Annotated in this window: 12 protein-coding genes and 1 riboswitch; of the genes, 7 read left to right on the top strand and 5 right to left on the bottom strand. The window is 65.4% G+C overall.

Going from position 1 to position 21,653, the window contains the following annotated elements:
- Position 1: 1 nt before the first annotated feature.
- The 3 genes from A5634_RS01040 (at position 2) to A5634_RS01030 (ending at position 10,671) form a co-directional block, all read left to right on the top strand.
- Positions 2–6,340 (top strand): type I polyketide synthase, encoded by a 6,339-nt coding sequence (locus tag A5634_RS01040; RefSeq protein WP_065142210.1) that lies wholly within the window; start codon positions 2–4, stop codon positions 6,338–6,340.
- A 98-nt stretch (positions 6,341–6,438) separates the two neighbouring features.
- Complete coding sequence (locus tag A5634_RS01035) at positions 6,439–9,489, top strand: type I polyketide synthase (protein ID WP_065142251.1); 3,051 nt, start codon at positions 6,439–6,441, stop codon at positions 9,487–9,489.
- Between the two features lie 120 nt (positions 9,490–9,609).
- Positions 9,610–10,671, top strand: coding sequence for a type III polyketide synthase (locus tag A5634_RS01030; RefSeq protein ID WP_065142209.1), 1,062 nt, complete (start codon positions 9,610–9,612; stop codon positions 10,669–10,671).
- A 3-nt stretch (positions 10,672–10,674) separates the two neighbouring features.
- Here A5634_RS01030 and A5634_RS01025 read toward each other — a convergent pair whose 3' ends face one another.
- On the bottom strand, positions 10,675–11,949 hold the full coding sequence (locus A5634_RS01025) for a cytochrome P450 (protein ID WP_155769283.1): 1,275 nt from the start codon (positions 11,947–11,949) through the stop codon (positions 10,675–10,677).
- Between the two features lie 5 nt (positions 11,950–11,954).
- A complete protein-coding gene (locus A5634_RS01020; protein WP_065142207.1) occupies positions 11,955–13,721 on the bottom strand; it encodes an ABC-F family ATP-binding cassette domain-containing protein in 1,767 nt (588 codons plus the stop codon).
- A 41-nt stretch (positions 13,722–13,762) separates the two neighbouring features.
- Positions 13,763–13,941: riboswitch (cobalamin riboswitch) on the top strand.
- 111 nt (positions 13,942–14,052) lie between these two features.
- Between A5634_RS01020 and A5634_RS01015 the strand changes: the two genes are divergently transcribed.
- The 4 genes from A5634_RS01015 to A5634_RS01000 all read left to right on the top strand — a co-directional run bounded on the left by A5634_RS01015 (position 14,053) and on the right by A5634_RS01000 (position 19,491).
- Positions 14,053–15,750, top strand: a complete 1,698-nt coding sequence (locus tag A5634_RS01015) for a PPE family protein (RefSeq protein WP_065142206.1) — start codon at positions 14,053–14,055, stop codon at positions 15,748–15,750.
- Between the two features lie 147 nt (positions 15,751–15,897).
- A complete protein-coding gene (locus tag A5634_RS01010; protein ID WP_065142205.1) occupies positions 15,898–16,191 on the top strand; it encodes a CDGP domain-containing protein in 294 nt (97 codons plus the stop codon).
- Positions 16,192–16,276: 85 nt separating this feature from the next.
- Positions 16,277–19,276 carry an acyl-CoA synthetase gene (locus tag A5634_RS01005; protein WP_155769278.1) on the top strand — a complete coding sequence of 1,000 codons (3,000 nt, stop codon included), beginning with the start codon at positions 16,277–16,279 and terminating at the stop codon, positions 19,274–19,276.
- Positions 19,273–19,491: a Trm112 family protein gene (locus A5634_RS01000; RefSeq protein ID WP_065142204.1), complete on the top strand. Its 219-nt coding sequence runs from the start codon at positions 19,273–19,275 to the stop codon at positions 19,489–19,491. Before A5634_RS01005 ends, A5634_RS01000 begins: the two co-directional genes overlap by 4 nt.
- Here A5634_RS01000 and A5634_RS00995 read toward each other — a convergent pair.
- From A5634_RS00995 to A5634_RS00985, 3 genes are read right to left on the bottom strand one after another with little or no spacing between them, the layout of a single operon-like run.
- On the bottom strand, positions 19,457–20,077 hold the full coding sequence (locus tag A5634_RS00995) for a TetR family transcriptional regulator (protein ID WP_065142203.1): 621 nt from the start codon (positions 20,075–20,077) through the stop codon (positions 19,457–19,459). The genes A5634_RS01000 and A5634_RS00995 overlap by 35 nt on opposite strands.
- Positions 20,077–20,907, bottom strand: coding sequence for an ABC transporter permease (locus A5634_RS00990; protein WP_081290116.1), 831 nt, complete (start codon positions 20,905–20,907; stop codon positions 20,077–20,079). The genes A5634_RS00995 and A5634_RS00990 overlap by 1 nt, the downstream gene beginning before the upstream one ends.
- The gene (locus A5634_RS00985) at positions 20,829–21,605 is read right to left on the bottom strand and encodes an ABC transporter ATP-binding protein (protein WP_065142201.1); all 777 of its coding nucleotides are present in this window, start codon (positions 21,603–21,605) and stop codon (positions 20,829–20,831) included. Before A5634_RS00985 ends, A5634_RS00990 begins: the two co-directional genes overlap by 79 nt.
- Between the last annotated feature and the right edge of the window lie 48 nt (positions 21,606–21,653).

Raw genomic sequence — 21,653 nt, 5'->3', positions numbered from 1 at the left:
CATGGACCAAGGACCATCGGTGGAGGGCACCTCCAAACAGGTCGACTACCTCAAACGTCTCACCGCGGAACTACGCCGCACCCGACGGCGACTCTCGGAGCTCGAGGACAAGCTGTCCGAGCCGGTGGCGGTGGTGGGGATGGGCTGCCGGTATCCCGGGGGTGCCGACTCGCCGGAAGCGTTGTGGCAACTTCTGATCGAGGGGCGAGACGGCGTCGCGGACTTCCCCACGGACCGCGGCTGGGACATCGACGGCATGTATGACCCGGACCCCGACGCGACGGGAAAAACCTACACGCGCCGCGGTAGCTTCCTCACTGACGCCGGCGATTTCGACGCCGCCTTCTTCGGCATCGGACCCAACGAAGCTCTCGCGATGGACCCGCAACAGCGGGTCTTGCTGGAAGTGTCCTGGGAAGCGTTGGAGCGCACCGGAATCGACCCGACCACGTTGCGTGGTAGCGCAACCGGTGTGTTCACCGGGGTGATTCACGCCGGCTACGGCGGCGAAGTCAAGGGTGAACTGGAGGGCTACGGACTCACCGGTTCGACGCTCAGTGTCGCCTCCGGGCGAGTGGCTTACGTACTGGGCCTGGAAGGCCCGGCGGTGTCGGTCGATACGGCGTGTTCGTCCTCGTTGGTGGCGCTGCATCTGGCGGTGCAGTCGTTGCGTTCGGGGGAGTGCGATCTGGCGCTCGTCGGTGGGGTCACGGTAATGGCCACGCCCGGCGGATTCGTCGAGTTCAGCCGGCAGCGGGCGCTGGCCGCCGACGGCCGCTGCAAGGCCTATGCGGCTGCCGCGGACGGCACGTCATGGTCCGAAGGTGCCGGGGTACTCGTGGTGGAGCGGTTGGCCGATGCACAGCGACTGGGCCATTCGGTGTTGGCGGTGGTGCGTGGCTCGGCGGTCAACCAGGACGGCGCATCCAACGGACTGACCGCACCCAATGGGCCATCGCAGCAGCGGGTGATCCGCGCGGCGCTGGCCAACGCGCGGCTTGGCGTGGCCGATGTCGATGTCGTCGAAGGCCACGGGACGGGCACGATGCTGGGCGATCCCATTGAAGCGCAGGCGATCCTGGCCACTTACGGACAGGACCGCGACGAGCCGCTTTGGTTGGGGTCGATAAAGTCCAACCTCGGTCATTCCTCGGCCGCGGCGGGCGTTGCGGGCGTGATCAAGATGGTGCTGGCCATGCAGCACGGGGCCATGCCCAAGACGCTGAACGTGGATATGCCTACGCCGCACGTGGATTGGTCAGCGGGGGCGGTGTCGTTGTTGACCGAGTCGCGTCCGTGGCCGGTATCCGACCGACCCCGCCGTGCCGGGGTGTCGTCATTCGGCATCAGCGGAACCAACGCCCACGTCATCTTGGAGCAGGGCCCACCAGTCGAGAACCCGCAAGCACCCGTCGACAACAGCATGGACAACAGCGTTGTGCCATTGGTTCTTTCGGCCCGCTCGGCCACCGCCCTGGCGAATCAGGCGCGGCGCCTGACGACCTATCTGCGCTCCGAACAGGACGCGCGCCCCCTCGATGTGGCCTGGTCGTTGGTCAGCACCCGGTCGTTGTTCGAGCATCGCGCGGTGGTGGTGGGCGCCGGGCGCACGCAACTTCTGGACGGGTTGTCCCACGTCGCCGCCGGAGAGTCTACGACCGAGGTTGCGGTGGGCCGGGCGCACGCAGCGGTCAAAACGGTGTTCGTGTTTCCCGGGCAGGGGGCGCAGTACCTGGGTATGGGTCGCGCGCTGTATGAGCGTTTCCCCGCCTACGCCAACGCGTTTGACGAGTTCGTAGCGGTCTTGGATGAGCACCTTAGACTTCCGCTGCGCGAGCTGATCTGGGGATCGGACGCGGTGCTGTTGGAGAACACGCAGTTTGCGCAGCCGGCGTTGTTCGCCGTCGAGGTGGCGTTGGCCGCACTGTTGCAGTCCTGGGGTGTGATCCCCGACGTGGTCTTGGGCCATTCGGTGGGCGAGATCGCCGCTGCCTACGTCGCCGGAGTGTTATCCCTGCGGGACGCGGCACGATTGGTCGCTTTGCGTGGTCATCTGATGGGCGCGTTGCCGGCAGGCGGAGTCATGGTCGCGGTATCGGCCGGTGAGGACGAGGTAGCGCCGCAACTCGGTGCCGGTGCCAGCATCGCCGCGGTGAACGCCCCTGAGTCGGTGGTGATTTCTGGTGAGCAGGCCGCGGTGGACGCTCCGGTGCAGAAGTTGGCGGCGCTCGGTCGGCGGGTGCACCGCCTGGCCGTGTCGCATGCGTTTCACTCGCCGTTGATGGAGCCCATGGTCAGCGAATTCGCGGCGCAGCTGGGCGGTCTCGCGGTGTCCGAACCACGAATCAAGTTGATTTCCAACGTCACCGGTGCGCTGGCGGACACCGGCTACGGCTCGGTCCAGTACTGGGCCGAACACGTGCGTAAACCCGTGCGGTTCGCTGACAGCGTGCAGTTGGCGGAGTCGTTGGGGGCCAGGGCGTTCCTCGAGGTCGGCCCCACTGGCGGATTGACCGGGCTGGTCGAGCAGTGCCTTGCCGGCGACGCCACGTCGGTGGCGCTGATGGCCAAGGATCGTCCCGAGATCGATTCGCTGTTCAACTCGCTCGGACGGCTGTTCACCGCCGGGGTCGGCGTGCAGTGGCGGGAGGTCTTCGCTGGGCGCGACGTACGTCCGGTGCGGTTGCCGACGTACGGCTTTGCTCGCCAACACTTTTGGCTGGCAGATTTGGGCGTCGGGCCGGCCCAGCTGGCTACCGTCGGGCTGGCCGGAAGCGGCCATCCGTTGCTGGGCGTGGTGGTGGAGCGTCCTGACGTCGGTGGCGTGGTACTGACGGGATCGCTATCGCTCGGAGCTCAAGGCTGGTTGGCCGATCATGTCGTCAGCGGGGTGCTGCTGTTTCCCGGGGCGGGCTTCGTGGAACTGGTGTTGCGGGCGGGCGAAGAGGCTGGCGTACCGGTCGTCGAGGAGTTGACATTGCTGGCGCCGTTGGCGTTGCCGGCGACAGGTGATGTGCGCATCCAAGTAGTGGTCGGGGCCGCCGATGACGCGGGACGCCACGGCGTCTGGGTCTATTCCGCCGTTACCCAATTGGCGAAGGACAATGACTCGTGGGCTTTGCACGCCGAAGGCATATTGGGGCCCGGTGGAATTCGAGGTGGAGCGGACCTGTCGGCATGGCCGCCGATCGGCGCCGCACCGCTAGCTGTGTCCGACGCTTATGAGCAGATGGCCGGGCGCGGCTACGGCTACGGCCGCGCGTTTCGCGGGGTGCGGGCCGCGTGGCGACGCGGACGCGAGGTATTCGCCGAGGTAGTTGCACCCGAGGGTGTCAGCGTGCGGCACTTCGGAATTCATCCCGCGTTGTTGGACGCGGCGTTGCACGCTTGGGGATTCGCCGAGGGCGGGGAGCAGCTGGCGCTGCCGTTCTCTTGGCAAGGAGTGAAACTGCATGCCGCGGGAGCCTCAAGGCTTCGGGTCCGGATCGCCCCGACCGGAGCCGGCTCGGTGTCGGTCGAACTCGCCAATTCCGCGGGATCGCCGGTGTTATCGGTGCGAGAGTTGTTGGTACGCGCGGTTTCCGAGCAGGCCCTTGCGGCGGCGGTGACGTCGAAGCACGGTTCCGGCGATGGTCTGCTGGAAGTGGTGTGGCGGGCGTTGGAACGCAACGGGGTTGCTGGCCGCGCCGCATGCTGGTCGCCAGACACCGAGTCGGTGACGAGTGCCACCCACCAGGCGCTCCAGGTGCTGCAGGACCACTTGGAATCTGACGGCATGCTCGCCGTCGTGACGCGCGGCGCGGTCGGGCTGCCGAACGAAGGTGTGTCGGACTTGGCAGGCGCGGCGGTATGGGGTCTGGTGCGTTCGGCGCAGGCGGAACACCCCGGGCGGTTGGTGCTGGTCGATTCGGACGGTTCGATACCTCTGGAAGAAGTCGTGGCCTGTGGCGAGCCGCAACTGTTGGTGCGCTCCGGGGTGATGTACGGCGCTCGGTTGGTGCGGACGGCAGCATCGGTGCTGGACCTGCCCGATGGCGCCTGGCGGTTAAGCGCCGGCAGCGGGGGCACGTTGGAGGAGTTGGCCGTTCGTCGTTGCGAGCCCGGCGAATTGGGGCCCGGTCAGATACGGGTTGCGGTGGGCGCGGTCGGGGTGAACTTCCGCGACGTGATGTTGGCTCTGGGTATGTATCCCGGCAGCGGCGACCTGGGCATCGAAGGTGCCGGGGTGGTCGTGGAGGTGGGCCCCGGAGTGAGCCGGTTGTCGGTGGGCGACGCGGTGATGGGACAGTTGGGTGCGGCGGCCTCCGAAGCCGTGGTGGACGAGCGCATTGTGACGGTTGTGCCGGCCGGGTGGTCGTTGGACAAGGCCGCCAGCGTGCCAGTGGTGTTCTTGACCGCGCTGTATGGCATGTCGGTGTTGGGTGGCCTCAAAGCAGGCGAGCGGGTGTTGATCCATGCTGGCGCCGGTGGGGTGGGCATGGCCGCGGTGCAGTTGGCCCGCCACTGGGGTTGCGAAGTTTTCGCAACCGCCAGCCGAGGAAAATGGGATACGTTGCGCGCCATGGGATTAGACGACGCCCATATCGGTGATTCGCGCACCTTGGACTTCGAGGTGAAGTTTCGGGCCGCGACCGCCGGTGACGGTGCGGACATGGTGCTCAACTCGTTGGCGGGCGAGTTTGTTGATGCCTCGCTGCGGTTGCTGGCGGTGGGCGGGCGCTTCATGGAGATGGGCAAGACCGATATACGCGACGCCGATGCCGTCGCCGAACAGTACCGGGGCATCGCTTATCACGCGTTCGACCTTTTCCAGGCCAGCCCGGATCTCATGGCGCAGATGTATGCGGAGATCTTGGAACTGCTGGAATCCGGTGCGGTGCAGCCGTTGCCGGTCACGGTGTTCGACGTACGTCGTGCGCGGCAGGCGTATCGCTTCGTCAGCCAGGCTCGTCATGTCGGCAAGGTGGTGCTGACGATCCCGAATGGCCCTGCGGGGGCCCAGTCGCCGCTCACCGGTGGCACCGTGGTGATCACCGGTGGTACCGGGATGGCCGGCGCGTCGGTGGCCCGGCATCTGGCGGACCAGTACGGCGTTGCGCATCTGGTGCTGGTTAGTCGATCCGGCGCGCGGGCTGAGGGCGCGACTGAACTGGTCGACACTCTCGAACGGGCCGGAACACACGTGACCCTCGCCGAATGCGACGTCGCGGACCGCGCCGACGTATCCGCAATGCTGCAGCGGATACCCGAAAAGTTTCCGCTCAAGGGCGTCATTCACGCCGCCGGGGTGATCGACGACGCGATGATCACTTCCCTGACTCCCGACCGGTTGGACACGGTGCTGCGGGTGAAGGTGGACGGCGCCTGGAACCTGCACGAACTGACCCGCGCCATGAATCTACCTGTGTTCGTCGTCTTTTCATCGTTGGCCGGCATCGTCGGCAGCCCAGGGCAGGGGAACTACGCCGCAGCCAACGCTTTCCTGGACGGCCTGGCCAGTTACCGTCGCGCACAAGGCTTATCCGGTATTTCGATCGCTTGGGGTCTGTGGGAGCAGGCCAGCGCGATGACTCGCCATCTCGGCGACCGAGATCTGGCTCGGATGAGACAAGGTGGTTTGTCGCCGCTGCCCACCACCCACGCACTGCAATTGCTCGACTCCGCACTGCTCGCCGATCTTCCGGTAGCGGTCGCCGCCCAGCTGAATACCTCGGCGCTGACCGCGGAGGCTGAACTGCCGCCGCTGTGGCGTGATTTGGTGACCCGCCCCACGCGTCGCGTCATCGACTCCGTTGATACCGCGGCCGCGGCGAGCGGAGTCCTCGAGCGGCTACACGGCTTGTCGCCCGAACAACGGCAGCGCGAACTCACCGAATTGGTATCGGCCAACGCCGCTGCCGTGCTGGGGCATTCCAGCACCGTCGACATCGACGACCAAAAGGCTTTTCAGGAACTTGGATTCGACTCGTTGACCGCGGTGGAACTACGCAACCGCCTCAAAACCGCTACCGGGTTGACCCTGTCGCCCACATTGATTTTCGACTACCCGACGCCGGCAGCGTTGGCCGAATATCTGGCGGGCCAATTAGTCGATCAAGAACCCGCACCAAAACCCGATCTGCTGACCAGGTTCAACGACATCAGCCGCGAATTGGACACTCTCGTTCACCGATCCGACTGGACCTCCGAGGAGAGAACCCACGTCACCAGCCGTCTGCACGCCATGATCGCCGACCTGACTGCCGCACCGGCGGCTGAGTCCGCGGTGGGCGGCGACGACATCAGCACTGCTCGCGACAGCGAGCTGTTCGCCATCCTCGACGACGAAGTCGGCCTCTGAATGTGGCAGCTGGGCGCGCGGCCGCCGACAGCCGAGGCGGCCAGCACACAGCGGCCCCCTACCATGCGAGTCAGCGTGGCAAGTGGAAGAAGGGCGCGTTGCAACCGACCGACATCGCAGTAATCGGGCTTGCGTGCAGGTTCCCGGCCGCCAACAACCCGGCCGAGTTCTGGCAGTTGCTGCGTGACGGTCGCGAAGTCACCGACCCCCTCGCGAAGGTAGGGGACTTCGACGCCGACTTCTTCCGCCTGTCGCCCCGCGAGGCCGCGGCAATGGATCCGCGCCAACGGCTGGGTTTGGAGTTGACCTGGGAGCTGTTCGAAAACGCGTTCATCGTGCCGGAAACGGTGCGCGGCGAGGAGGTTGCCGTCTACCTCGGGGCGATGAACGACGACTACACGCTGTTGACGGTGCGGGACGCCACCCATGACCTCGACCAGCACGCATTCGCCGGCCTGAGCCGCGGGATGATCGCCAATCGGATCTCGTATGTCTACGGAATCCACGGACCGAGCCTGGTGATCGACTGCGGGCAATCCTCCTCGTTGGTGGCGGTGCACCTCGCCTGTGAAAGCCTGCGCAACGGCACGTCGACGATGGCGATCGCCGGCGGCATCCATCTCAACCTCGCCCACGAAACCGCGCTGCTGGAAACCGAATTCGGCGCCGTATCACCCTCGGGTCGCACCTATGCTTTCGACGAACGGGCCGATGGCTATGTGCGCAGCGAAGGTGCTGGACTGGTCTTGCTGAAGCCACTGCAGGCCGCGTTGCGTGACGAAAACCGCATCCACGCAGTGATTTCCGGCGGAGCCGTCGGCAATGCCGGGCACACCGCGGCCGGTCTGACGGTGCCCTCGGTCAGTTCGCAGGCCGACGTCGTTCGGCGCGCGATGTCCGACGCCGGCGTGGATCGTGACCAGGTTGACTACATCGAGGCGCATGGCACCGGTACCGAAGTCGGGGACCCGTTGGAGGCCAGCGCGCTCGGTGAGATCTTCGGGGAGCGCAAAGACCGTCCGGTCGCCATCGGATCCGTCAAGACCAACATCGGTCACACGGGCGCGGCTGCGGGGGTCGCCGGGCTGATCAAGACCGTCCTGGCCGTCGAACACGCGTGGATCCCGGCCAGCCTGAACTTCGAGCGCGGCGCAGTCGATCTCGACGCGCTCGGCCTGCTCGTCAACACCACGCTGACACCGTGGGATGCCAAGTTTCGCCGGGCGGCGGTGTCCTCCTTCGGGATGGGCGGAACAAATGCGCATGTGATCGTGGAGCAGGCCCCCGTGACGTCCACTTGCGATGACGATGGCACCGAACCGTCCGAAACCGTGTCCGTGCCGTGGGTGTTGACCGCTCGGTCGGCCGCAGCGTTGGCGCGGCAGGCGCGACGGCTGGCGGAAAACGTCGATGAACTCGAAATTGCCGATGTGGGTTGGTCTTTGGCGACGACGCGGTCGGTATTCGAGCATCGTGCGGTGCTCATAGGGGCCGACCGAGCACGGCTAGTCGACGGGCTAGCAGGGCTGGCGGCCGGCGAGTCCGCTGCGCTGGTCGGCCGCGCCCACCCGCCGGGCCTCAAGGTGTTCGTGTTCCCGGGCCAGGGTGCGCAGTACCTGGGCATGGGCAGTCAACTGTACGGGCGCTTCGCGGCGTTCGCCCGCGCCTTTGACGAGGTTGTGGAAGTTCTGGCCCCGCATCTGAGATTGCCTTTGCCACAGGTTATCTGGGGCACTGACGCCGCGTTGCTGCAAAGTACCGAATTCGCTCAGCCGGCCCTGTTCGCCGTCGAGCTGGCCCTGGTCGCGCTGCTGCGATCGTGGGGCGTGGTACCCGATGTGGTGCTGGGTCATTCCGTCGGCGAGATCGCCGCGGCCCAGGTGGCGGGTGTGCTGTCGCTGCAACAGGCGGCGCAGCTGGTGGTCGCTCGCGGCAGGTTGATGGCCGAGTTGCCGCCCGGCGGGGTGATGGTCGCGGTGGCCGCCAGTGAGGCCGAGGTGACGCCGTTGCTGAGCGACGAGGTAGGCCTCGCGGCGGTGAACGCCCCGGATGCGGTGGTGTTGTCCGGCTCGGCGGCCGCGGTAGGCGCGGCGGTCGACGGGCTTGCTGGTGGTGGCCGTCGTGTGCACCGGCTGGCGGTGTCGCATGCGTTTCACTCGGCGTCGATGGAACCCATGCTCGCCGATTTCGCGGATGCCCTTTCCGGCCTCAACTTCTTCGAGCCGCGAATTCGACTGCTGTCCAATGTCACTGGGCAACTAGCCGGGGCGGGTTACGGATCGGCTCACTATTGGGTCGAGCATGCGCGCAAGACGGTGCGCTTTGCCGACAGCGTGCAGACCGTCCGGAATCTCGGGGCCGCAACGTTTGTCGAAGTGGGTCCCGGTGCGGGATTGGTCGCCGACCAGGAGTCTTCGATCGCGACATTGGCGGAGAATCGGCCCGAACCTGACGCTTTGCTGGCCGCGGCGGGACGGTTGTTCATCGAGGGGACCTCCATCGACTGGGCCGCCACCTTCGACGGCGTGAACGTCCGCAAGGTGGAGCTGCCGACGTACGCCTTTGTCCGGCAACGGTTTTGGCTGGGTGCCAGTGCTGACTCGTCGGGACCGGGGCCGGACGAGGCGCTCAACGTCGCGCGACTGCAGGACCTGGACCCCGAGCAGCAGCATCGCCGATTGGTCGAGCTGGTGTGTTTCCATGCCGCAATCGTCCTCGGGCACGCCGGCCGTCAAGACATCGACGCCGAACGCGCGTTCGGCGATCTCGGCTTCAACTCGATGACAGGGGTGGAACTGCGTAACCGCCTGAAAGCCGACCGCGGATTGGCTGGACTGTCACTTTCACGCACTTTGATTTTTGACTATCCGACTCCGGCGGCGCTGGCCGATTATCTCGCCCAACAACTGACGCGCGGTCCGCAAAAAGAATCCGATGACGACAGGATTTGGTCGCTGCTACACACCATTCCAATTAGTGAGCTAAGACGAACCGGATTGCTCGAGAAACTGCTGCTGCTAGCCGGCCAGTCTGAAAAGCCGACATCAGAGCCCTCTCTCAGCGAGGATGTCATCGACTCCCTCAGCACGGACGCGCTAATCGCGATGACCCTTAGCCGGGACGATGAGAATGGTCCGGGGACTAATTGAACTCATAAATAGGCAGGTGTTGAATAGCGATTTCTTTGCGCGGCTGCCGACGGCCAACTAAACTCCTTTCGGGAAATCTAACGGGGTGGGCTAACCGACAAGTAACCGAATGAGGCAGGTATGAGCGTCGTCGCAGGTGTCTTTGGTGCATTGCCACCGCACCGGTACACCCAGAGTGAGATCACCGACATGTTCGTCGAGTTTCCGGGGCTCAAAGAGCACGAAAACATCGTTCGGCGCCTGCATAAGTCCGCGAAAGTGAACGGCCGGCACTTTGCCCTGCCCTTGGAGCAGTACCCATCGCTCACCGACTTCGGCGACGCCAATGAGATCTTCATCGACAAGGCGGTGGATCTCGGTATCGAAGCGCTGATGGGCGCACTCGAGGAAGCCGGGCTGCAGCCCCAGGACATCGACTTGATCGTCACCACGACGGTGACCGGTGTCGCGGTTCCGTCGCTGGATGCTCGCATCGCCGGACGGCTCGGACTGCGTCCCGACGTGCGTCGGATGCCGTTGTTCGGCTTGGGCTGCGTGGCCGGGGCGGCCGGCGTCGCCCGGCTGCACGACTACCTGCGCGGCGCACCCGACGATGTCGCGGTTCTCATTTCCGTCGAGCTCTGCTCGCTCACCTACCCGGCGGTCAAGCCGACGGTGTCCGGGCTGGTCGGGACGGCGCTGTTCGGCGACGGCGCAGCTGCTGTCGTGGCGGTCGGCGACCGCCGCGCCGAACAGTTGAACGTCAGCGGTCCTACCATCCTCGATTCCCGCAGCCGGCTATACCCCGACTCGCTGCACATCATGGGCTGGGATGTCGGTTCGCACGGTCTGCAGTTGCGGCTGTCTCCTGACCTGACCGACTTGATCGAGGAACACCTGCCCGCCGATGTCGACGGGTTCCTTGCCTCGCACGCGCTCAGCAAGGACGACATCGGGGCCTGGGTTAGCCATCCGGGCGGCCCCAAGGTCATCAACGCGATCACCGACAGCCTCGAACTGCCACCGGAGGCACTCGAGCTGACCTGGCGTTCGCTGGGCGAGATCGGCAATCTGTCGTCCTCGTCTGTCCTGCACATCCTGCGCGACACCATCGAAAAGCGCCCACCCAGTGGCAGTCCCGGGCTGATGCTCGCCATGGGCCCCGGCTTCTGCGCCGAGTTGGTGTTGCTGCGCTGGCACTAGGCGTCAGCTCGTACGGCTGACTTCTACCGTCAGGCCGGGCCGGGGACTTAGCGCGGCGAAGTTGGCCGCCCGGATACGTTGTGCGGACAGCCGAAGTTCGGTCCTGGCAACCAGCCGAGCCAGCATCACCGCCATCTCGGTGGTGGCCATCACCGCGCCGATGCAGCGGTGCAACCCACCGCTGAACGGGATGAACTCGTGCGGCGCCGGTTTGCGGTAGCCCGATGCCGTCGGATCCCACCGGTCCGGACGAAATTTGGTTGGCGCGGGCCATATTTCGGCAATCCGATGGGTCACGTAGGCGCTGAAAATGATCATTCGGCCGGCACGGATCCGGTGCCGGCCGAACCGCAGATCACGCATCACCCGGCGCGCGGAGATCACTCCCGGCGGGTACAGCCGAAGTGTTTCGTGGACAACGCCGTTGAGGTAGGTGAGCTCAGCGACGTCTGCTGCGGTCGGCGCCCCTCCGTCCAGCACCCGACGCACCTCAGCAGCGGCGGTATCCCACGCGCCGGGCAGTGCCAGCAGCGTATAGACCGCCCAGGCCAACGCGGCGCTGGTGGTTTCGAACCCGGCGGTGATCATCGAGACGATCTGATCGCGAATCTCGTTGTCGCGCAGCACCTGTCCCTCGTTCGACCGGCCGTTGAGCAACACTGTCAGCATGTGGTCGTCCGGACGGGGTCGGGCACGGGCGTCGGCGATCTCTGAATCCATCAGCTCGTCGATCCGGGCGCGCGCGGCCATCGCACGCCGCCAACCGGGGGAGTTGAGCCGCCGCTGCAACCGCATCACCTGTGGCGGTCGATGGGTCAGGTCGAGCAGTGGCTGCAACTGCTCGCCGAGAAAGTCAGAATGCGCGGCCATCCGTGAGCCGAACAGGCTTTCGGCCGTGCTGCGCCGCACCGCCGAACGAAATTCCTGATAGATGTCCAACCGCTGCCCGGGGCGCCACCGATCGATCATGGCGTCGACAGCGCACACCATGGTCGGCACGTACTCCTGAATCTGCCGATGCCGCAAGCCCGGTGCCACCACGCTGCGCCGACGGCGGTGGTCCGCCCCGTCGCTGACGATGAGGGCCGTCGGCCCGTCGACGGGCGCCAGATTCTCAAATGTCTCCCGCCAGCTGAATGCGTCGGCATTGGCGAACACGAACTTATTCGCTTCAGCCCCAAGCAGATACACGAAGCCGTGCCGCCCGATCCCCGCGTTGATCACCGGGCCTCGACGCCGATACGCTGCCAGCAGCGCTTCGCCGGGCGGGTACGACACCAGGTTCATTCCAGTACCTCGGACAATTCCAGCCAGCGGGACTCCGTTGTCGCGACATCGCCCTCAAGAGCACGCAATTCGCTAGTGAGTCGGGTGATACCGACGTGGTCGGATTGATCGTGCTCGGCCAGTTCGGTGTGCTTGGCCGCAATTCGCTCGGCGAGGCGGGCCAGTTGGCGGTCGATGGAGGTCAACTCCTTTTCGGCGGCACGGCGCTGCGCTCCTGACATCGCCTGGGCGGCCGGGGCGGGTTCGACCGGCTTGGCCACCGGACCACGGGCTAGGCGCAGGTACTCGTCGATGCCGCCGGGCAGGTGGCGCAACCGGCCGTCCACGATCGCGTACTGCTGGTCGGTGACGCGCTCGAGCAGGTAACGGTCGTGGGAGACGACGATCAAGGTGCCCGCCCAGGAGTCAAGCAGATCCTCGGTGGCCGTCAGCATGTCGGTGTCCACGTCGTTGGTGGGCTCGTCGAGCAACAACACATTGGGCTCGGACAGCAGGGTGAGCATCAGTTGCAGGCGCCTGCGCTGGCCGCCGGACAGTTCCCCAACCCGCGCGGAGAGCTGTCCGCGGGCAAAGCCCAACCGCTCCAGCAGCTGGGTCGGGGTTACCTCGCGGCCCTCGACCTCGTACCCGTGTTGCAGCCTGCCGAGTACGTCGGCGATCCGCTCGGCGGCAAGTGAGTTCAATTCATCGCCTTGCTGATCCAGCACCGCGAGCCGAACGGTCTTGCCACGTTTGACGCGACCCGTGTCGGGTGCGACGGTGCCGGCCAGCAACCCGAGCAGGGTGGATTTCCCCGCGCCATTGGCTCCGACGATCCCGGTGCGTTCGCCCGGCGCTATCCGCCATTCGACGTCGCGCAGCACTTGGCGACCGTCAAACGAGACCGACACATCGAGCAGGTCGATGACGTCCTTGCCCAGCCTGGCGGTGGCCAGTTTGGCCAATTCCACGGTGTTGCGCAGGGGCGGTACGTCGGCGATCAACTGGTTGGCGGCCTCGATGCGGAACTTGGGTTTGGACGTCCGCGCCGGTGCTCCGCGGCGCAACCAGGCCAACTCCTTGCGCATCAGGTTCTGGCGTTTGGCCTCGCTGGCGGCGGCTTGCCGGTCTCGCTCAACCCGCTGCAGCACATACGCGGCGTATCCGCCTTCGAACGGCTCGACGATCCCGTCGTGAACTTCCCACGTAGTGGTTGCGACTTCGTCGAGAAACCAGCGGTCGTGGGTGACCAACAGCAACCCCCCGCTGTTGCGCGCCCAGCGCTGCGCCAGGTGCGCGGCCAGCCAAGTGATCCCCTCGATGTCGAGGTGATTGGTGGGCTCGTCTAGAGCGATCACATCCCATTCGCCAATCAGCAACTGGGCCAATTGAACTCGGCGCCGCTGCCCGCCACTTAGGGTGGAAACCATTGCGTTCCAGGCGATATCGGATACCAGCCCGTCGACCACGTCGCGTACGCGGGCGTCCCCGGCCCATTGGTGTTCGGGTTGATCGCCCACCAGTGACCACCCGACCGTATGACCGGGGTCCAAGGTGTCGGCCTGACTCAGCGCGCTTACCCGCAAGCCGCTGCGCTGGGTGACTCGCCCCGAATCGGGCTTGAGCTGCCCGGTCAGCAAACCCAGCAGGCTGGACTTGCCGTCCCCGTTCCGTCCGACGATTCCGATGCGTGCGCCGTCGTTGACCCCGAGCGTGACCGACTCGAAGATCACCTGGTTCGGGTATGCCAGGTGTACGGCCTCGGCTCCGAGCAGGTGTGCCACCGCACTGAGGCTACCGAAAGGGCTGTTCGCTACCACTTGCACCGCTCGTGGTGCGACAATGCACGAGTAAGGCAATGACGATGCAGGAAGCCGGTGCGAAACCGGCGCGGTCCCGCCACTGTAATCGGGGAGCGACCCTCATAAGCCACGGCGTTTAGCTGGAAGGCGAGGCGAGCGGTGATCCGAGAGCCAGGACACTCACGTCATCGCGTCCTGCGACCCGGGGCGGTGTACCCCGAGAGAGCGAACGTAATCCGATGTTCCGCCGTTTCCGGTTACTCGTCTTAGCCAGCCCAGCAAGAGTTTTCATCTCCGTCAAGGCTCGTGGTTTATGACCGCGCCGGTTTGGATGGCGATCCCGCCAGAAGTTCACTCGACCCTGCTGAGCAGCGGCCCCGGGGATGGCCCGCTCTTGGCAGCCGCGGCAGCATGGAGTTCGCTGAGCACCGAATACGCCCAGACGGCAGCCGACCTCGCAGCGGTGTTGGCGGCCGCCCAGGCCGGTGCCTGGGCGGGTCCGACTGCCGAGTCTTATGTGGCGGCACACGCCCCGTATCTGGCGTGGCTGCTGGAGACCAGCGCCCATAGTGCCGCCATGGCGGTCCGCCAGGAAACCGCGGCCGCCGCCTGGTCGGTCGCTCTGGCGGCAATGCCCACGCTGGCCGAACTGGCCGCCAATCACGCCACACATGCGGCGTTGGTGGCGACAAATTTCTTCGGCATCAACACGATCCCGATAGCCCTCAACGAGGCCGACTATCTCCGGATGTGGATTCAGGCGGCCACGGTGATGACTACCTATCAGGGCGTGGCCACCTCTGCGGTTGCACCGGCGGAGCCCCAGGTGGTTCCGCCTCAAATCCTCACGGCAGCAGACGCTTTGGGCGACTTCATCAATGGGTTGTTCGGGGTGCCGAACGACCAGCAGAACGATTTCTTCAAGTGGCTCCAGGAGTCCGGGTACATCGACTTCTACGACAACTACATCCAGCCTTTGATCGACGGGTTGTCGGAGCTTCCCTATTTCCAGGCGATGTTCTCCGGGTTCGATCCCTACCTGGTGATCCTGGGAAATCCGCTGACCTATTTCAGCCCGTTCAATATCGCGTTTGCCCTCGGTTATCCGATGGACATCGGTACGTATGTGGCCCTGTTGTCGCAGATGCTCGGATTCGTCGCACTGGACCTGACGGCGGCGTTTGCTTCGGGCAACCCCGCGACCATCGGATTCACGATCTTGTTCGTCACCGTCGAGATCATCGGCACGGTCGTCACCGATACCATCGCGCTGCTCAAGACGCTGCTCGAGCAAACGATCGTGCTGATCACGGTGCTGACCCCGTTGCTCACCGCGCCGTTGTTGCCGTTGGCGGCCGGCACCGTGCTGGCGCCGATCGGCGTCAAGGGCCTGGTGGCGCTGGCTGCGCTGCCGCCGGCACCGCCCGTCGCACCGCCGGTCACACCACCGCTGGCGGCGTTGGCCCCCAGCATTCCGACGTCGACGTCGTCCCCGGCGCCGGCCCCTGCTGAGGTGACGGTGTCAGCTCCCGCGCCCGGTACACCGCCGCCCACTGCAGCGCCGCCGACCCTGACCGGTACCGGAGTGGGACTGGGCATGGGCACGGGCATGGAGAACTTCGGTTACCTGGTCGGTGACCTGGGTTCGGTAGCCAAGAAGGCGGCGCTGGCCAGCGCCCGGAAGAAGGCGCCGGAACCCGAGGGAGCCGAGGAACCCGCACCTGCCGCGACGCCTCAGGAACCGGCGACCACACCGCGACGACGGCGAGCCAAGGTCCACCAACTCGGCCGTGGTTACGAGTACATGGATCTGGAACCCGATGCCAGCCAAGCTTCGGACCAAGGCGCCGATTCGCTGGGTTTCGCCGGTACCGTACCGCGGCAGCGCGCTCGGGCCGCGGGTTTGACGACGCTGAGCGGCGACGAGTTCGGTGCTCGTCCGCGAATGCCGTTGATGCCAGGCACCTGGGATCGTGACCCGGAGGGGGATTCGGCGAGCGACGGTCGCTGACGTTCGGTGAAACCCTAACACTGCCTTGGCTTTTCGAGAGCAACCGCCAGGGCGTGCGCGGCATTGCGGAGAAGGTAGCGAAATCCGCTCACTTAAGCGGTAGCGTCATTTGGTACGCACCAGCGGCGGTGTTGACGGGAGGCGGATATGAAGCACTGCATCGTCGGTGGACTTGCTGCCGTGCTGACGGCCGGCGGACTGATCGTCGCGGCACCGCCTGCCAACGCGGGCTGTCAGTACGGCGGACCCGGGATCATCAACAAGTGCGATGGACCCGTCCAGCCCGATGGCACTTGGGAACGGTGTGTGGGATTCATGAGTTGGGTGCCCAGCGGTGCGAGTTCCCACCTGGTGCCCGACAAGCGCTGCGATCTCATGGGTCCTGACCAGCGCCCTGGCGATCCGGCCTTCGCCGACCCGCCCATGCACATCGACGACTGAGCGGCCGACCTAGACCAACGGCTTGGGTCGATGTGCCATGATGTCCACGCTGGTCAAGGACCACATCAGGGAGGATTGAGTAGCAGTGGTGGATCTCAATTTGTCGATGGTCACCCGACCGATCGAGCGGCTGGTGGCCACAGCTCAGAACGGTTTGGAAGTCCTGCGCCTAGGGGGCTTGGAAACGGGCAGCGTCCCGTCGCCGTCTCAAACCGTCGAGAGCGTCCCGATGTACAAGCTCCGGCGTTACTTCCCACCCGACAACCGGCCCGGACAGCCACAGGTCGGCCCGCCGGTGCTGATGGTGCACCCGATGATGATGTCGGCCGACATGTGGGACGTCACCCGGGAAGACGGCGCGGTCGGCATTCTGCACGCCAGCGGGCTGGACCCCTGGGTCGTCGACTTCGGCTCGCCTGACAAGGTCGAAGGCGGAATGCAGCGCACTCTGGCAGACCACATCGTTGCGCTCGACCAAGCCATCGACACGGTCAAGGACGCCGCCGGCCAAGACGTGCACCTGGTCGGGTATTCGCAGGGCGGCATGTGGTGCTATCAGGTGGGGGCGTATCGGCGGTCCAAGAACATCGCCAGCATCGTGGCCTTCGGTTCCCCGGTCGACACCCTTGCCGCGCTGCCGATGGGCATTCCGGCGAACTTGGCCCCCGGTGCCGCGAATTTCATGGCCGATCACGTATTCAACCGGCTGAACATCCCAAGTTGGATGGCGCGCACCGGTTTTCAGATGATGGACCCGATCAAGACCGCCCAGGCCCGCATCGACTTCCTGCGCCAGCTGCACGACCGTGAAGCCTTGCTGCCGCGCGAACAACAGCGCAGGTTCCTCGAGCGCGAAGGGTGGATCGCTTGGTCCGGGCCGGCCATTTCCGAGCTGCTCAAGCAGTTCATCGCCCACAACCGCATGATGACGGGCGGTTTCGCGATCAACGGCCAGATGGTGACGCTCACCGACATCACCTGTCCGGTGCTGGCATTCGTCGGTGAGGTCGACGACATCGGCCAGCCCGCATCCGTGCGCGGCATTCGGCGGGCGGCGCCCAACGCCGAAGTCTACGAATGTTTGATCCGCACAGGCCATTTCGGTCTGGTGGTGGGTTCCCGTGCGGCCCAGCAGAGTTGGCCCACCGTCGCCCAGTGGGTGCGCTGGATTTCCAGCGGCGCAGACAAACCGGCCGCTATCAACTTGATGGTGGAGCAACCGGTGGAGCACACCGACAGCGGGGTGGCGTTCAGCACGCGGGTCGTGCACGGCCTGGGCGAAGTCTCCGAGGCGGCGCTGGCGATGGCCCGTGGTGCCGCCGACGCCGTCGTCGCCGCCAATCGGTCCATGCGCACGCTGGCCGTCGAGACCGTCCGCACGCTACCGCGGCTGGCGCGGTTGGGACAGCTCAACGACCACACCCGAATCTCGTTGGGCCGCATCATCGATGAGCAGGCACGCGACGCCCCGCAAGGTGAGTTCCTGCTCTTCGACGGGCGGGTGCACACCTACGAAGCCGTCAACCGCCGCATCAACAACGTGGTGCGCGGCCTGATCGAGGTCGGGGTACGCCAGGGCGACCGGGTGGGCATCCTGATGGAGATCCGCCCGAGCGCACTGGTCGCCATCGCCGCACTGTCCCGACTGGGTGGGATAGCCGTGTTGCTCAAGCAGGATGTCGATCTGGCCGCGCAGGTCCGGCTCGGCGGGGTCAGCGAAATCCTGACCGACCCCACCAACCTCGAGGCTGCCCGGCAGTTGCCGGCGCAGATCCTGGTGCTTGGTGGTGGCGAGTCGCGCGATCTGCATCTGCCTGATGACGCTTACGAGCAAGTCGTGGACATGGAGCAGATCGACCCGGACGCGGTACAGCTGCCGGCTTGGTACCGGCCCAACCCGGGGTTCGCCCGGGACTTGGCGTTCATCGCGTTCAGCTCAGCCGGCGGTGAACTGGTTGCCAAGCAGATCACCAACTTCCGCTGGGCGCTATCGGCATTCGGGACCGCGTCGACGGCCGCGCTGGACCGCAAAGACACGGTGTACTGCCTCACGCCGCTGCATCACGAGTCGGCGCTGCTGGTCAGCTTGGGCGGTGCGGTAGTCGGCGGCACCCGCATCGCGCTGTCACGCGGCCTCAAGCCGGATCGCTTCGTCGCCGAGGTACGCCAGTACGGCGTTACCGTTGTGTCCTACACCTGGGCCATGTTGCGCGACGTGGTCGACGACCCGGATTTCGCGCTGCACGGCAATCACCCCGTGCGGCTGTTCATCGGTTCGGGTATGCCGACCGGTCTTTGGGAGCGTGTTGCCGACGCGTTCGCGCCGGCCCACGTCGTCGAGTTCTTCGCCACCACCGACGGGCAGGCGGTGCTGGCCAACGTGTCCGGCGCCAAGGTCGGCAGCAAGGGCCGCCCGTTGCCCGGTGCCGGGCGGGTGGAACTCGGTGCCTATGACGCCGAACAGGACCTGATCCTGGAGAACGACGACGGCTTTGTTCAGGTCGCCGAGCCCAACCAGATTGGGGTATTGCTCGCGCAGTCGCGCGGGCCTATCGACCCGACCGCATCGATCAAACGCGGGGTCTTTGCTCCCGCCGATACCTGGATCTCCACCGAGTACCTGTTCTATCGCGACGAGGACGGCGACTTCTGGCTGGCCGGTCGGCGCGGAGCGGTGGTGCACACGCCGCGCGGCATGGTGTTCGCAGAGCTCATCGTCGATGCGTTCGGCTGTATCAGCGCGGTGGATCTTGCGGTGGCCTACGGCGTCTCGGTCGGGGATCGGCAGCTGGCGGTCGCCGCGGTGACGCTGCGGCCCGGTGCGACCATCACCGCGGCCGACCTCACCGAAGCCGTGGCATGCATGCCGGTGGGGTTGGGTCCCGACATCGTGCACGTGGTACCGAAGATGACGCTCAGCGCCACTTTCCGTCCCACCGTGAGCGCATTGCGGGCAGCTGGAATTCCCAAATCTGGCCGCCAGGCATGGTATTTCGACACCGAAAGCAATGAGTTCCGCAAACTGACCCCGACGGCACGCACCGAACTCAGCGGCAAGAACGCGAAGTCGGATCCTGAACAATGATTGACGATGCCCTGCTCGACATTTTGGTCTGCCCGGATGACCGAGGCCCACTGCTACTCGTCGGCGAGGGCCGGGAACTCTACAACCCGCGCCTGCGGCGGGCGTATCGCGTCGACGACGGAATTCCGGTCCTGTTGGTCGACGAGGCGCGCGACGTCGACGACGAAGAGCACGCCCGGCTTACCGCCCAAGACCGTCCGGCAGATCCCCGGTGAGGTAGCGCTGCAGATTCGGCGCAATGGTTTGGGCGATCTGCTCGGTCGGCAGTGACGCGAACGGCTCGAGCTTGAGGATGTAGCGCGCCATCACGACACCCATCAGTTGCGAAGCCACGAATTGCGTGCGGATTTTGCCGGTACCCGGCGGATTGTCCACGCGCGTACCGATTTCGCCACCGATGATGTCCTGAAGAAAGGTCCGTGCCAGACCCACTTCGTCGCCCGAAATCAGCGAACGTAGCGTCGCGATCAATCCCGTGCCCAGTTCGGAATCCCACAGTGGCAACAACAGCGACGGCAGTTTCAGCCCGAGTTCCTCCACCGGCGCCTCGCGCATCGGCGCGATTACTTGCATGGGGTCGATTGGCAGGTGGATCGCAGCGGCGAACAGTTGCTCCTTGGTACCGAAGTAGTGGTGTACCAACGCGGCATCCACCCCGGCCGCTCTCGCCACGGCGCGTATCGATGTTCGGTCAATGCCGTTGAGCGCGAACAGTTCCCGCGCGTTCGTCAGGATGCGCTCCCGGGAGTCGGAATTCCCGACGGGCCGGCCAGGACGTTTCCGTTTTGCCGCCTCCGCCATCAAGGCGTCCGTCGACGCAGTGTTGCTGCGGCCAGGGCAAGGGATGCGACGGCGAATCCCAGCACCACGGCGATGTCACGCACCGCGGTGGCCGTCAACCCGGGATGTGCACCTACTTGCTGCAGCGCCTCCAGGGCGTAGCTGGCCGGCATCGTGTTGCTGAGCCACTCCAGCCAGTTCGGCATGGCGGACCTGGGCACGATCACGCCGGCCAGCAGTAGTTGCGGCACCATCACCAGGGGGATGAACTGCACGGCCTGAAACTCGGTGCGGGCGAAGGCGCTGAACAGCAAGCCCAGTCCGACTCCCAGAATCGCATTGGCGATCGCGATCACGAACACCCACATCGGACTTCCGGCGGTGGTGAAACCCAGCAGCCAGAACGAGACACCGCACGCCACAATGGCTTGTGCCGCAGCGGCAATCGAGAATGCAGTTCCATAGGCCATCAGTAAGTCGAGTCGGCGTAAAGGTGTGGTCAGGATGCGCTCGAGCGTCCCCGAAGCGCGCTCGCGCTGCATCGTAATCGACGTGATGATGAACATCACAAACAGCGGGAACAGGCCGAGCAGGATCAGACAGGTGTTGTTGAACGGCGTCGGCATGCCCGGGCGGTGTGGGGCGTTCTGAAACATGTAGTACATCAACGTGATCACCAGCACCGGTACCACCAAGATCATTGCGATGCTGCGGTGGTCGGCGGCCAATTGGCGCAGGATGCGTGTTGTGCTGGCCGCGTAGGGCTTGAGGCTTATCCGGCTTTGCGCTCGGCTTGCGGCTCGGTGCTGCGGCGGATGATGCACAGAAACGCTTCCTCCAGTGACGTGCATGACGTGTCCTCTCGTAGTTGAGCCGGGGTGGTGTGTGCGACCAGCAGGCCTTCGCGCATCAGCAGCAGGTCCGCGCAGTGGTCGGCCTCGTCCATCACGTGGCTGGATACCAGCAGGGTGGTGCCGCTATCGGCCAGTTCACTGAATTGTTCCCAAAGGTCAACGCGCAGAACCGGATCCAGGCCGACGGTGGGTTCGTCCAACACCAGCAGATCGGGTCGGCAGACCAGCGCGCAGGCCAGCGACACCCGGGTGCGTTGACCACCGGATAGGTTCTCGCAGTACACAGTTCGGTGATCGGACAATCCCACCCGTTCGATGGCCTCGTCGGCGGCGTGTGCGTCGAACCCGTACAGTGCGGCCAGGTAACGCACGTTGTCGACGACTCGCAGGTCCCGGTAAATCGTCGGATCCTGGGGCACATAGCCAACCCGGCGACGCAGTGCGGCTGAACCGGCCGGCTGCCCGAGCACGGTGACAGTTCCGCCCGCCACGATCTGGGTTCCCACGATGCAACGGATCAGCGTGCTTTTGCCGCAGCCGGACGGCCCGAGCAACCCGGTGATACTGCCGCGTGCGATCTGCACAGAGAAGTCATGCAGCGCAGGGCGTTTGCCGCGGATCACTCGCAGATGCTCGATGCTGACCGCAGGCTCTGTGACGTACGACTTTAATTCATCGCGTGATGAAGTCATCATGTGATGAATATCCGCCCCGAAGGGAACGCTTGTCAAGAGGGCAGGCAC

Source organism: Mycobacterium asiaticum (assembly GCF_001673365.1).
Lineage (GTDB): Bacteria > Actinomycetota > Actinomycetes > Mycobacteriales > Mycobacteriaceae > Mycobacterium > Mycobacterium asiaticum_A.
This window is presented reverse-complemented; position numbering and strand designations above follow the sequence as displayed.

Excerpts from the sequence above, each read along its gene's own strand:
- A5634_RS01040 (WP_065142210.1), top strand. The coding sequence starts at position 2 with ATGGACCAAGGACCATCGGTGGAGGGCACCTCCAAACAGGTCGACTAC.
- A5634_RS01030 (WP_065142209.1), top strand. The coding sequence starts at position 9,610 with ATGAGCGTCGTCGCAGGTGTCTTTGGTGCATTGCCACCGCACCGGTAC.
- A5634_RS01015 (WP_065142206.1), top strand. The coding sequence starts at position 14,053 with ATGACCGCGCCGGTTTGGATGGCGATCCCGCCAGAAGTTCACTCGACC.
- A5634_RS01010 (WP_065142205.1), top strand. The coding sequence starts at position 15,898 with ATGAAGCACTGCATCGTCGGTGGACTTGCTGCCGTGCTGACGGCCGGC.
- A5634_RS01000 (WP_065142204.1), top strand. The coding sequence starts at position 19,273 with ATGATTGACGATGCCCTGCTCGACATTTTGGTCTGCCCGGATGACCGA.
- A5634_RS00995 (WP_065142203.1), bottom strand. The coding sequence starts at position 20,077 with ATGGCGGAGGCGGCAAAACGGAAACGTCCTGGCCGGCCCGTCGGGAAT.
- A5634_RS00990 (WP_081290116.1), bottom strand. The coding sequence starts at position 20,907 with ATGCACGTCACTGGAGGAAGCGTTTCTGTGCATCATCCGCCGCAGCAC.
- A5634_RS00985 (WP_065142201.1), bottom strand. The coding sequence starts at position 21,605 with ATGATGACTTCATCACGCGATGAATTAAAGTCGTACGTCACAGAGCCT.